General features: G+C 69.1%; 11 protein-coding genes and 1 riboswitch. Of the genes, 6 read left to right on the forward strand and 5 right to left on the reverse strand.

Going from position 1 to position 12,324, the window contains the following annotated elements:
• Position 1: 1 nt before the first annotated feature.
• Together FR943_RS01980 and FR943_RS01985 are read right to left on the reverse strand one after the other, a co-directional pair.
• Positions 2 to 760: a class I SAM-dependent methyltransferase gene (locus FR943_RS01980; RefSeq protein WP_217154593.1), complete on the reverse strand. Its 759-nt coding sequence runs from the start codon at positions 758 to 760 to the stop codon at positions 2 to 4.
• A 17-nt stretch (positions 761 to 777) separates the two neighbouring features.
• Positions 778 to 2,328, reverse strand: a complete 1,551-nt coding sequence (locus FR943_RS01985; RefSeq protein WP_217154594.1) for an ABC transporter substrate-binding protein — start codon at positions 2,326 to 2,328, stop codon at positions 778 to 780.
• A 17-nt stretch (positions 2,329 to 2,345) separates the two neighbouring features.
• A riboswitch (cobalamin riboswitch) is annotated at positions 2,346 to 2,534 on the reverse strand.
• Between the two features lie 81 nt (positions 2,535 to 2,615).
• On the opposite strand from FR943_RS01985, the gene FR943_RS01990 reads away from it, so the two are divergent.
• From FR943_RS01990 to FR943_RS02000, 3 genes are read left to right on the forward strand one after another with little or no spacing between them, the layout of a single operon-like run.
• Positions 2,616 to 3,839, forward strand: coding sequence for an MFS transporter (locus FR943_RS01990; RefSeq protein WP_217154595.1), 1,224 nt, complete (start codon positions 2,616 to 2,618; stop codon positions 3,837 to 3,839).
• Entirely contained in the window at positions 3,839 to 4,996 is a 1,158-nt protein-coding gene (locus FR943_RS01995) for an acyl-CoA dehydrogenase family protein (protein ID WP_217154596.1), read from the forward strand. Before FR943_RS01990 ends, FR943_RS01995 begins: the two co-directional genes overlap by 1 nt.
• Before the next feature lie 27 nt (positions 4,997 to 5,023).
• Positions 5,024 to 5,830 (forward strand): acyl-CoA thioesterase, encoded by an 807-nt coding sequence (locus tag FR943_RS02000; RefSeq protein WP_217154597.1) that lies wholly within the window; start codon positions 5,024 to 5,026, stop codon positions 5,828 to 5,830.
• Between the two features lie 3 nt (positions 5,831 to 5,833).
• Here FR943_RS02000 and FR943_RS02005 read toward each other — a convergent pair whose 3' ends face one another.
• Positions 5,834 to 7,312: a helix-turn-helix domain-containing protein gene (locus tag FR943_RS02005; RefSeq protein WP_217154598.1), complete on the reverse strand. Its 1,479-nt coding sequence runs from the start codon at positions 7,310 to 7,312 to the stop codon at positions 5,834 to 5,836.
• A 113-nt stretch (positions 7,313 to 7,425) separates the two neighbouring features.
• Between FR943_RS02005 and gabT the strand changes: the two genes are divergently transcribed.
• The gene (gene gabT, locus FR943_RS02010; protein ID WP_217154760.1) at positions 7,426 to 8,772 is read left to right on the forward strand and encodes a 4-aminobutyrate--2-oxoglutarate transaminase; all 1,347 of its coding nucleotides are present in this window, start codon (positions 7,426 to 7,428) and stop codon (positions 8,770 to 8,772) included.
• A 20-nt stretch (positions 8,773 to 8,792) separates the two neighbouring features.
• Positions 8,793 to 10,247 carry an NAD-dependent succinate-semialdehyde dehydrogenase gene (locus FR943_RS02015; protein WP_217154761.1) on the forward strand — a complete coding sequence of 485 codons (1,455 nt, stop codon included), beginning with the start codon at positions 8,793 to 8,795 and terminating at the stop codon, positions 10,245 to 10,247.
• 7 nt (positions 10,248 to 10,254) lie between these two features.
• Here FR943_RS02015 and FR943_RS02020 read toward each other — a convergent pair whose 3' ends face one another.
• Complete coding sequence (locus FR943_RS02020; RefSeq protein ID WP_217154599.1) at positions 10,255 to 10,635, reverse strand: hypothetical protein; 381 nt, start codon at positions 10,633 to 10,635, stop codon at positions 10,255 to 10,257.
• 143 nt (positions 10,636 to 10,778) lie between these two features.
• Between FR943_RS02020 and FR943_RS02025 the strand changes: the two genes are divergently transcribed.
• Positions 10,779 to 11,990 (forward strand): CaiB/BaiF CoA transferase family protein, encoded by a 1,212-nt coding sequence (locus FR943_RS02025; RefSeq protein WP_217154762.1) that lies wholly within the window; start codon positions 10,779 to 10,781, stop codon positions 11,988 to 11,990.
• 7 nt (positions 11,991 to 11,997) lie between these two features.
• Here the strand turns inward: FR943_RS02025 and FR943_RS02030 are convergent, their stop codons facing one another.
• Positions 11,998 to 12,324 carry a hypothetical protein gene (locus FR943_RS02030; RefSeq protein ID WP_217154600.1) on the reverse strand — a complete coding sequence of 109 codons (327 nt, stop codon included), beginning with the start codon at positions 12,322 to 12,324 and terminating at the stop codon, positions 11,998 to 12,000.

The raw sequence follows: 12,324 nt of genomic DNA on the forward strand, positions 1-12,324 counted from the left end.
GCTACGCGAGCCCGGCGATCACTCGGTCATCGCCCATCTGCCACAGTATTCCGGCTTCACGGAAGCCACCGGTGCGCAGGAACTCGAGGTAGTCGTGCACCGACGGCCGGTCGTCGACCACGTGCACGAAACCGCCGTTGCGCTCGCGCACCAGCTCGGTGAGCTCGGGAGCGGATTCGACCGCAGCCCACCACTGCTCCCAATCCTCCCCACGGCGGCTCGCGCGCCGCTCGGCCCGACGGACCGTCAGGGCCCGGGCCACCTCGTCGAGCCTCGGCCCGCGTTCGCCCTCGTACAAATGGTCGGCATCGACGAAAACGCCGCCGGCGGCGATGGTTTCACCGCATTGATGCAGAACGGTGCGCAGCGGCTCACGGTTCATCCAGTGCAGCGCCGTCGAGCTGACGTAGGCATCGGGCGCACGGTCGAGGCCGAGAAGATCGAACCACCCCGGCTCCCGCAGATCGGTCAGCACCGTGCGGATCCGGTCGTCGGTCCGCGCCGCGACGCCCAGGCCGATCAGCAGCGGATCGGCGTCGACCCCGACGACACGGGCACCGGGAATTCGCTCGACGAGCCGGTGCGCCAGCGATCCCGGGCCGATCCCGAGGTCGACGATCAGCGGATCACGGCGCATGACAACCTCTTCCACGATGTCGATCACGACATCGAAGCGGTCCTCACGGTCCGGCATGTAATACTCCTGCTGCCGGTCCCAGCGGTCCAACCACTCTCGGGCCACAGCGGGTGTCAGGGTCATGTCACTCCTTCGAATCGTCATACCGGCGCGACGCCGTCGAAACGGGCCCAATCCAATGAGTTCGGCACCCCGGCCGGTGTGCCCTGCCAGCCGGCGCGGTGGGCGGTGTGCCAGGGGGTGGTGGCCCAGAAGATGAAACCGCCACGGTCGTGCAGGATCTCGTGCATGGTGTGGTAGAGCGCGGCCCGCCGTTCGTCGGACCGGGTCAGCTGCGCCCGGTGATATAGTCCGTCGAATTCCGGGTCGGCCCATCGGGTGTAGCTCTTGGGGGCATTGCTCAAGAGCCGAGACCCGAAATGGTAGGGGATCGGCAACGGTCCGGACTGTCCCATCGTCATGTCGCCTCGGGTCAGCGCCTCGGTGTAGTAGGTGTCCTTGGAACCCACCACGACCCGAACCGTCACGCCGGCCTCGGCAGCCTGCTCGCGGAACAGGTGTGCGGCTTCGACGAATCCGTGCGCCACCGGGGCGACGAAGAGTTCGAAGCCGAGGTCAGAACTGCCGGCGCGGCGGAGGAGATCGCGGGCCTTTCCGGGATCGTGCCGGTGCGGCGCCAAATCGTCTGCGTAATAACGGTATCCCCGGCCGAAGACATCGTCGGACACCTCCCCGGCGCCTTCGAGGGCGACCGTGACGAGTTGTCGGCGATCGACGAGGTGCATCAAGGCGCGTCGGACGTCGGGATGGGCGAACGGCGCCCGGTCTGTCTTCATGGCGAAGTAGAGGATGCCGGAGTTGGGGGCCGCATCCACCGTGATGTCAGCGGCGTCGTTCAGGGTGCGTACCGCGCCGGGGGACAGGTTGTCGGCGAAGTCGGCCTGGCCGGCACGCAATGCCGCCACCCGGGCGTCGGAGCCGGCACTGAGAACGCGCAGTTCCTCGATGCGTGGAGGTTCGCCCCAGTGGTCGTCGAACCGTGCGGCCACGAATTCCCGTCCGGGACGGAATGTCTCGAAACGAAACGCCCCGGTGCCGATCGGGTGGGAGAAATCGGTGGTGCCGTTCTTGACGATGCGGGTGCCGTAGGAGGCCAGGAGCGTCGACAAGTCGAATGACGGTGTGGCAAGCGCGATCTCGACAGTGCGACGATCGATTGCCCGGCAGCCGCCGGTATCGATCTGAGACAGTGTCGACGCGGCGATGTAGGGGGACGGGCCGGCCTGCCGGCCCAGAATGCGCGCGAACGTGAACAACACGTCCTCGGCGGTCAGCGGGCTGCCGTCATGCCAGCGGGCCTCACGCAACGTGATCCGCCATCGGGTGCCGTCGGCGTTGGGCTCGGCTGAGGTGGCCAACCTGGGCACGGGCGTCATGGTCGAGTCGGGCTCGAACAAGCCGTCGTAGACGTGTTTGATGCGGGCCTCGTCGACGAACATGGTCGCGACGCCGGGATCGATGGACTCCGTGGAACCGGCGCCTTCGTAGAGCGCGGTGAACGTCGAGCGCGCCGGCGCCGCCGGTGCGCACGCGCCGAGCGCGATCGCCCCGCTCAGCCCGGCGGCGGCGCCCAGGAATCGCCGTCGGGTCACCACCCCGGCAGCCGGTATTACGGCAGCAGCGTGCGTCATGCTTCTCCAAGCCCTCGTGGACATAGCGCGCCGTGGCCGGTCTCCTGGCTTCCGCGTCAGCGCACGAGCGCCCGACCTTCCCGGTCTCCCAGTGGCCGTGCAGCGGTGTTTCGCTGCCCGAGGGGCGCCGCACTCGGCGGCTACAGTGGCGAGGGCCGCGCCGGCATCAGACCGGCTTCCCGTTCACCACGGCGCTCCGGAGTTTACAGACGACACCTCGGCCGTGCTCGTTCGCTTCAGACGGCCCAGTTGTCGGGACGGGTGTATCCCACACCACACTGAGGGCCATGAGCTATCTCGGCGAGCTGCGGACAAACTGGCAACCGCTGGCGGCCGCGACGGCCGGTCTCAGTGCCGGCTTGAGCCTGAGCGCCTATACGAACGCCGCGATGGGCCCGCAGTTCCTCGCCGCGTTCGGCTGGAGCCGCTCGGACTTTGCCCTGACCGGGGCGATCACGCTGCTCACCTTCGTGTTCCTGCCGTTCTACGGGCGGCTCGCCGACGTGGTCGGGGTGCGCCGGGTCGCGGTCATCGGCGTCGTCGGCCTGCCGCTGTGCTGGGTCGGCTACGCGACGATGTCCGGGCCGATCTGGCAGTACTTCGCGATCAACGTGGTCCTCATCGGGCTCGGGGTGACGACGACACCGGCGATCTACAGCCGGCTGGTCGCGACCCGCTTCCACGCTGCCCGCGGCCTGGCCCTGGCCATCGCGATCTCGGGGCCGCCGTTGCTCGGCGCGCTCGGCGCCCCGGCCCTCGACGTGGTCAACCGCAGCTACGGCTGGCGCGCCGGCTGCCTGGCCATCGCGGTCACCATCGCGATCGTCGGCGTCATCGCGCTGCTGCTCGTTCCCAGGCGCAACGGCGACGATCTGCCCACGGCGGGAGAACGTAAGGCGGGCAGGGATTACCGAGCGATCGGCCGCAGCCGGGTGTTCTGGCTCCTGTTGGCCGGCGTGCTGCTGTGCAACCTCTACCACTCGGTGACCACCACCCAGCTCGGGATCATGCTGGGCGACGCCGGGGTCGGTGGCGACGTCGCGGTGCTCATCACGGTGTTCGCCGCCGCCGTCATCGTGGGCCGCTTCGTCTGTGGGGTGGCGCTCGACCGGTTGCCGGCCCAGCTGGTGGCCGCGGTGGCGATGGCGCTGCCGGGTCTCGGCTGCCTGCTGGTGGCATCGCCGTGGAACCACATCGCGGTGCTCACCGTCGCGGTCTGTTGTCTGGGCGCCGCGTGGGGAGCCGAGGGCGATGTGATCGCCTACCTGGTGGCACGCCACTTCCCGCTGGGTGTCTACAGCACGGTGCTGTCCATCCTGTCCGCCGCCATCGGCGTGTCATCGGCCCTCGGTGCGGTGGTGCTGAGCCGGATGCTGGCCGCCAGTAACAGCTTTGACGGCTTCCTGGTCCTCGCCGGTGGTGGCGCGATCATCGGCGGAGCCCTGCTGCTGCTGTTGCGCCGGCGCGACGGCGTCTTTACAAATGACGAGATAAGTGTCACGGTGTCCTGATGGATTTCTCCCACGTCGAGCTCTCCGAGGAAGATCAGGCCTTCCGCGCTGAGCTGCGGGCATTCCTGGCCGAGGTGGTCACCGAAGAGGTGATCCAGCGCGATCGCGAGACTGGCGAGAACTTCGACGAGACAGTACATCTGGCCCTGGGCAAGGCGGGATACCTGGCCGGCGACTACCGGTCCGAGGCCGACGGCGGGTTCAGCGCGGTCCGACGCCGGATCTGGGAGCTGGAGGTCGGCCGGGCCCACACCCCGTGGTTCCACTGGGGGACGACGGCGATGGTCGCCCACACCGTGGAGAAGTTCGCCTCGCCCGAGCTTCTCGACGAGGTGCTGCCCGGTGTCCTGGACGGGCGGCTGCGGCTGTGCCTGGGCTACACCGAACCCGAGGGCGGCTCCGACGTCGCGACCTGCAAGACGCGCGCGGTACGGGAAGCGGACGGATCAACTTGGGTTGTCAATGGCTCCAAGATGTTCACCTCCAACGCACACAATGCGCAGTACGTGTTCCTGCTGACCAACACCGACCCGTCCGCGCCCAAGCACAAGAGCCTGACCATGTTCCTGGTGCCGCTGGACTCGGCCGGGGTGGAGATCCAACCGATCCGGACCGTCGACGGCGACCGCACCAACATCACCTTCTACAGCGATGTCCGGGTCGACGATCGCTACCGCGTCGGTGACGTCAACGGCGGCTGGACCGTGCTGCGGGGTGCGCTCGAACTCGAGCACGGCACCTTCGAACGCGAGACGCGCGGTCTGCAGAAGCTGGCCACGATGACCGAGCACATCACGCTGACCGCCGAGGCGGTCGACCGGGTGGCGGCGGCGGCGCCCGACGATGCGGCGTCGCGCCACCGGCTGGGCCGGGCGGTCGCCCGGGTGGAAGCCGCCATGAGCAGCCCGGACATGTACGGCCGGGTGGCGATCGCCCAGACCATGCGTGACGTGGCCCCGGACCTGATGGACATCCTCGGACCGGCCGGGGCCTTGCCGACCGACGCGGCCGGGGCGGCCGGCGACGGCGGCGCCGAGTACATCTTCCGGTTGGCCGGCCCCACCGGCATCTACGGCGGCACCCTGGAGGTGTTCCGCAACATGATCGCCCAGCAGGCGCTGGGCCTGGGCCGGCCGAATTACGCACCGGCCAAGTGAGCCACCGCCCGTCGGTAGTGTGGCCGGGTGCATCCGTTTGACAAGGCTCTTGAGCTCGAAGCATCCGGTGACGGCCGGTGGCGCGGCCGCACCCTGCCCGAGTGGGCCAACATGGTCGGCCCGTTCGGGGGTATCACCGCGGCGACGCTGCTGCGCGCGGTGGAACGGCACCCGCAGCGGCACGGTCAGCCCATCGCCCTGACGGTCAACTATGTGGCGCCGGTGGCCGACGGCGAGTTCGACATCGTGACCCGGGCGGTCAAGACCAACCGGTCCAATCAGCACTGGATCGTCGAACTCTGGCAGGGCGACGAGGTGAAGACGACAGCCACCGCGGTGTTCGGGCTGCGCCGCGACGGCTGGACGGAGTCGGAGATCACCGCCCCGCAGGCCGCCGATCCGGCCGGCATCGCGTCGTCCGTGCCGCCGTTCGGTGTGGTGTGGTTCGACAACTACGACATGCGCTTCGTCGACGGGGCGATGCCCGCGACCGGCGAGGACCCGACACCCTCGGCCAGTTCCACCACCACCCTGTGGGTGCGCAACAACCCGCCGCGGCCAATGGATTTCGCGGCATTGGCCGCCGTGAGCGACATCTTCTATCCACGGGTGTTCCTGCGTCGCGGTGAGTTCGTGCCGGCCGGCACGGTGACGATGACCGTCTATTTCCACGCTGACGAGCCGCAATTGGCGGCCCAGGGTGCGGATTTCGTGCTCGGCACGGCACGCGCACACCACTTCTCCGGCGGCTACTTCGATCAGAGTGCCCACCTGTTCGGCCGGACCGGCACCCTGCTGGCCACCAGCCACCAGTTCGTCTACTTCAAGGCGTGAGCCTCAAGGCCTGAGCGTCTCCGGGACCGACTGCAGGGCGATCCAGGCGCTCACCCGGGCCTGCGGGTCGTCAAGCTTGCCGGGCAGCAGCGCTTCGATGGCGGCCAGCCGGTTGCGCACGGTGTTGCGGTGCAGCCCGAGTTCCTCGGCGACCTTGAGCCGGGAACCGTGATGGCGCAGAAAGCAGCGCAGCGTCTCCAGCTGTTCGGAATCCAGGCCGCCCAACCAGTATTCGGCGAACGCCGCGACCTTGTCGGGATCGATCAGGCCGAGCGGGCCGTCATCGACCACCCGGTCCCAGGCCACCGCCCCGGAAACCGCCGTGGCCTGGGCCAGTGCCAGCCCGGCGGTGCGATAGCCGGTCGCGCCATCGGTCGGCAGGACCGAGTTGCCGATGCCGACCAGCAACCCGTCGTCGGCCAACTGGGCGGCGGTGGCCGCGGCCCGTGCCGGTTCGGTGACCACGCACAGTTCCCCGGCCAGCACCCCGGCCAGTACGCCGCGACGCTCCAGCGCAGCTGCGGCGTTCTCGACGGTGGGTTCGTCCCCCATGGCCCGCAGAAAGCGAATGCGCTTCGGCAACTCGGTGGCGGGCTGGTCGATCTCCAACACCAACTGCGCGGTCCGCGAATCACTTTCGGCCAGCAGCTCGAGGGCGCGGTCGTGCAGGTGGCGCCGGGTGCTGGCGCGGCTGCGGTCCTGTTCGTCGATCAGGCCGAGCAATGCGACCGCGGTGGTGATGGCCTGGCGCTGTGCTTCCGACGTCTGTGCCGGCGTCACCGCGGCCAGATAGGCCGACGGACGCCCGCGCAAGCCGATGGGATGGACCGACACCGACTGCGCCGGTTTGGATTGTGCTGCTGCCGAACGTAACCCGTGTGAGCGCAACCGTCTGACATCGGTGAGCACTTCGTCGAGCGGAAACTCCGCCCGGCCGGCTCCGACCGGCCCGGTGAGGACCCGGCCGTCGGGATTCAACAGGCAGGCCGAGCCGTCCAGCGCCGCGGCGAGCGCGGTGACCACCGCGTCGACCGGACCTGGTTTGGCCGCGGCCGAGATCAGCGCGCGTTGCGTCGTGAGAGCGGCACGGGCGGCCACGGATTCCTGTTCCTCCAGCAGGTGCGCGACGTGTCGGCTGATCGCGACGAAGGTGGTGCGGCGCGGCACCACGAACAGATTCACCTGGTGGCGACGGCAGGCCTCGGCGAGCGCCGCCGGCACGTCGGCGTGCGTGAGCCCCACCCCGAAGCCCACCGCGGCCACGCCCGCCGCAGCCAGCCGGGCGAGATAACCGTCCCATTCGTCGGGCCGGCGGCCGGTGTCCAGGCCGGTGGTGAGCAGCACCTCGCCGCCCTCCAGATACGGCGTCGGGTCGGCGAGCTCGCTGGTGGCCACCCAGCGCACGGCAGCCTCGGGGCGGCAGAGGTGCACCCCGCGCAATCCGAGTGCCCGCACCGACAGGAGATCGGCGACCTCGACCATGATGACAGTTTTGCACAATTAGCCGGCGGTGAACTGTGCGGTCGTGCCCTTCCGTCGGTCCCCCGGTGATCCCTAGCGTGAGGCGAACACGCGTGAGCACCAGGAGGAACAACGTGACCGTCGCCGACATCGCCGCTACGCCCGTCACCCAGGAACGCCGGCTCGTCACCGCGATTCCCGGCCCGGTCTCACAGCAACTGCAGGCCCGCAAGACCGCCGCGGTGTCCGGCGGGGTCGGCACCACCCTGCCCGTCTACGTGGTGGCCGCCGGCGGCGGCATCCTGGTGGACGCCGACGGCAACCAGCTCATCGACTTCGGCTCCGGTATCGCGGTGACCACCGTGGGCAACAGCGCGCCGGCCGTCGTGGCGGCCGTCACCGAGCAGGTCAGCGCGTTCACCCACACGTGCTTCATGGTCACGCCGTACGAGGGATACGTGCGGGTGGCCGAGGAACTCAACCGGCTCACCCCCGGCGACCACGACAAGCGCAGCGTGCTGTTCAACTCCGGCGCCGAAGCGGTGGAGAATGCCGTCAAGATCGCCCGGGCCCACACCCGCAGGCAGGCCGTCGTGGTGTTCGACCACGCCTATCACGGCCGCACCAACCTCACGATGGCGATGACCGCCAAGAACCAGCCCTACAAGTCCGGGTTCGGGCCGTTCGCCGGTGAGATCTACCGGGTGCCGACGTCATTCCCGTTCCGCGACGGCGAGACCGACGGCGCGGTGGCGGCCGCCCGCGCCCTCGATCTCGTCGACAAGCAGGTCGGCGGCGACAACGTCGCCGCCATGGTGATCGAACCCATCCACGGCGAGGGCGGATTCATCGTCCCCGCACCGGGATTCCTGCGCGCACTGCAGAATTGGTGTACCGACAACGGCGCGGTGTTCGTCGCCGACGAGGTGCAGTCGGGCTTCGCCCGCACCGGCGCGATGTTCGCCTGCGAGCACGACGGCGTGGTGCCGGATCTCATCGTGACGGCCAAGGGCATCGCCGGTGGGCTGCCGCTGTCGGCGGTCACCGGCCGCGCCGAGATCATGGACGCCCCGGGGGCCGGTGGGCTCGGCGGAACCTACGGAGGCAACCCGCTGGCCTGCGCGGCCGCGCTCGCCGTCATCGACACCATCGAGCGTGACGGACTGCTGGCCCGGGCCGTGCAGATCGAGTGGACCATGATCGACCGGCTCACCACATTGGCCGCCGGGGACCCCCGCATCGGTGATGTCCGCGGCCGCGGCGCGATGATCGCGGTCGAACTGGTCAAGCCGGGCACCACCGAACCGGACGCCGAGTTCGCCAAGCGCGTCGCCGCCGCCGCGCATGCCCGGGGTCTGGTAGTCCTGACATGCGGAACCTATGGAAATGTGCTGCGGTTCCTGCCACCGTTGACCATGCCCGACCACCTGCTCGACGAGGGCCTGGACATCCTCGCCGCCGTACTCAGGGAGAACGCATGACCGCCACCAACCCCACCCGGGTGAACACCGCCACCGCGATCGCCGAGCTCGACGCCAAGCACGGCATCCTGATAGACGGGGCCGCCGGCGGTGCCGTCGCGACCTTCGAGGTGCAGGACCCGGCCACCGGATTGACCATCGCCGAGGTCGCCGACGGCACGGTGGCCGACGCCCGGTCGGCAGTCGACGCCGCGCACCGGGCCTTCGCCGGCTGGGCCCGGACCAGCCCCCGGCAACGCAGCGACATCCTGCATCGCGCTTACGAGTTGATGATCGCCGACATCGACCGGCTCGCCGCCCTGGTCTGCGCGGAGAACGGCAAATCCCAACACGACGCACGGGCCGAGGCCGCCTATGCGGCGGAGTTCTTCCGGTGGTTCGCCGAGGAGGCGGTGCGCACCGACGGCGGCTACGGCATCAGCCCGGCCGGCGGCACCCGCACCCTGGTGACCCACAAGCCGGTCGGGGTGGCCGCGCTGGTCACCCCGTGGAACTTCCCGGCGGCGATGGCGACCCGCAAGATCGCCCCCGCCCTGGCCGCGGGCTGCACTGTGGTGCTCAAACCGGCCGCCGAGACGCCGCTGACCACGTTGGCCATCGCCAAGATCCTCTCCGACGCCGGGGTCCCCGACGGTGTGGTCAACGTGGTGCCGACATCGGATGCCGGCGCGGTGGTCTCCACCTGGCTGGCCGACGAGCGGGTCCGCAAGGTGTCGTTCACCGGATCAACCGCCGTCGGCCGGGTGCTGCTCAAGCAGGCCGCCGATCGGATTGTCAACGCCAGCATGGAGCTTGGCGGGAACGCACCGTTCGTCGTCACCTCCGACGCGGACATCGAGGCGGCCATCGCGGGTGCGATGGTGGCCAAGTTCCGCGGCGGTGGGCAGGTGTGCACCGCGGCCAACCGGTTCTACGTGCACGCCTCGGTGGTCGACGAGTTCGTCGCCGGATTCGCCGCGGAGGTCGCGGCGCTGCGGGTGGGCCCGGCCGCCGACCCGGCCTCGCAGATCGGCCCGCTCATCACCGAGCGTGCCGCGAGCCGCGTCGCCGCCGCGATCGACGCCGCGGTCGCCGACGGTGCGGTGATCGCCGCGCAGGCAGATACCCCGGCCGAGGGCTGGTTCGTCGCCCCGACGCTGCTGACCGGCGTCGCTCCGGACGCCGAGATCCTGACCGACGAGATCTTCGGCCCGGTCGCGCCGGTGGTGGTGTGGGAGAACGAGGACGATCTGCTGCGATGGGTCAACGACACCGAATACGGCTTAGCCGCATACGTTTACGCGGGCCGTCTGCAGGATGCGGTGCGGCTCGCGGAGTCGTTCGACGTCGGCATGGTCGGCATCAACCGGGGCATCGTGTCCGACCCGGCGGCCCCGTTCGGCGGGGTCAAGCAGAGCGGGCTCGGCCGTGAGGGAGCCCGTGACGGTTTGCACGAGTTCCAGGAGACGCAGTACTTCAGCGTGGCGTTCGACTGAGCCGGGTTCATATCGGTGAGGTGCGCAGCATCAGGCTGAGCAGCAGCACCACCGTGCACAGCAGCGAGCCGAGGACGACCAGGGTCATGGCGGCGACCACGAACCATGAAGTGAAACGCTGCTTGCCGCGCTTGTGCTTGGCGTGACGCTCGTCGTCCATGAATTCGCCTGCCACAAACGCGAATTCGACGTCGGTCAGCTCGGACTCGGCGGCCGGCGCGCCGGCTGAGATCTCGCGCAGGCGAGCCGCGGCGATGCCGACGCCGACCCCGGCGAAACGCCGGCTCATCCGGCGTGCCTGCCGCCGGGAGAGCCGGTGGTCGAGCGCAGGCGTCGAGTGTGGCCACTGTCCGCACCCGCCGCCCTGCTCGTTTGACGGGATCGTCATAAATTTCTGATTTTAGCCGCCGAAACGGCATTCCAGCAGGCGTGCACTCGAACTTCTCCGGCCGGAATGCCATTTCGGCGGGAGGGAAGGTCTCGCTACACTTACCGTAAGTGCAACAGTGAGGGGTCGTGTTGATCAAGGTCATGCAGGGTATCCGGGTGCTGGAGGTCGCGCAGTTCACCTTCGTGCCCGCGGCCGGCGCCATTCTCGCCGACTGGGGCGCCGATGTCATCAAGGTGGAGCACCCGGTGCGCGGGGACACCCAGCGCGGATTCATCAACATGGGCGGGTTCGAACTCGACCCCAACCGGCATCCGCTGATCGAGCATCCCAACCGGGGGAAGCGCAGCGTCGGCATCGATGTCTCGACTCCCGACGGCCAGGAGGTGCTGTACGAGATCGCGAAGACCGCCGACGTCTTCCTGACCAACTACATGCCGCAGGCGCGGCAGAAGAACAAGTTCGATGTCGAGCACATCCGCGCGGTGAACCCGAACATCATCTACGCCCGCGGCAGCGCCTACGGCGACAAGGGACCGGAACGACTGGTCGGCGGATTCGACGGCACCGCGTTCTGGACCCGAAGCGGTGTCGGTCATGCATTGACCCCCGAAGAGCTGGGTGGGGCGCTGCCACAAGGCATTCCGGCGTTCGGCGATTCGATCGGCGGCATGAACATCGCCGGCGGTATCTCGGCGGCGCTGTTCCACCGTGATCGCACCGGTGAGGCGCTCGAAGTCGACGTCTCGCTGCTGAGCACCGCGTGGTGGGCGGCCGGAGCCAGCGTCACGCAGGGCATGGAGACCGGCGAGACGATGCGTTCGCTGATGCCGGGCACCACCGCGTCGGTCAACCCGTTCATGGCGAACTACCTGACTTCCGACGGCGGCACCATCAACCTGTGCATCGTCAGCCCCACCGGCTATATCCGCGACACGTTCGAGCATCTCGGTCTGCCCGAGCTCGCCGACGATCCCCGGTTCTCCGACGTGATGCCGTTGATCCAGAACGCCGAAGCCGGTGTCGAACTGATCGCCAAGGCGATCGGTGGCAAGCCGTTTGAATACTGGCGTCAGCACCTCAAGACCATGAAGGGCCAGTGGGCGCCGTTCCAGAGCCTGGTCGACCTGGCTACCGACGATCAGGCCATCGCCAACGACATGATCGTCGAAGTGGAGGCCACCGACGGCGGCGAACCGTTCAAGGTGGTGCGCGGGCCGGTGCAGTTCAACCACGAACCGCTGGAGACCACCCGCGCCCCGCAGGCCTCCGAGCACACCGAGATCGTGCTGATGGAACTCGGTATCGACTGGGACCGGATCAGCGAGCTCAAGGATTCCGGGGCCATCGCCTGAGCCGGCGTCAGTTGCACCCGCCGGCGTGCACCCACCGGCCGTTGTAGCCGATGCAGCCACTGACGTTCGAGCCCGGTGGTGGGGGCGGCGGCGGTGGTGGTGGCGCGTCCTCGGGAAGCGGTGCGTAGTACGTCGGCGGTGGCACGTAGGGGGCTACGGCGTCGGCGACGTTGACACACCCGCCCACCGAGATCCGGCGGCCGACGTTCGCACACACGTCGGCACCGGCCGTGCCGGCGGGTGCGGCCAGGACGATGGCGCCGGGCAGCGCTGTGAAGGCGAGTGCCGCGGTCACCGCGCGTGACCACGAGGATCGAGAGTGTTGGCGCGACAT

The organism is [Mycobacterium] fortunisiensis (genome assembly GCF_019050325.1).
GTDB classification, from domain to species: Bacteria; Actinomycetota; Actinomycetes; order Mycobacteriales; family Mycobacteriaceae; genus Mycobacterium; species Mycobacterium fortunisiensis.